Here is a 317-nt window from a genome sequence, read left to right on the forward strand (position 1 = left end):
ACCGGGCATCACGATGCGGTCAATAGCATTGCATTTAATCCCGATGGCAAAAAATTGGCTTCTGCAAGTAATGACAATACCATCAAACTCTGGAACCTGCAAAGCCCAACAGCGAGCGATACCCTCACCGGGCATCACGATGCGGTCAATAGCATTGCATTTAATCCCGATGGCAAAAAATTGGCTTCTGCAAGTAATGACAACACCATCAAAGTGTGGAACCTGCAAACCCAAAAAGAGCTCGCTACCCTCACAGGTCATAGCAAATCGGTCAGAAGCATCGCATGGAGTCCGGATGGCCAGACATTGGCTTCTGC

General features: G+C 48.6%; 1 protein-coding gene. It reads left to right on the top strand.

The genetic code is table 11. The features are described from left to right. On the top strand, window positions 1–317 hold a 317-nt coding region (locus QUA42_RS24090), incomplete at both ends, for a WD40 repeat domain-containing protein (protein ID WP_445301362.1).

Source organism: Microcoleus sp. Pol11C2, assembly GCF_036701505.1.
Lineage (GTDB): Bacteria > Cyanobacteriota > Cyanobacteriia > Cyanobacteriales > Microcoleaceae > Microcoleus.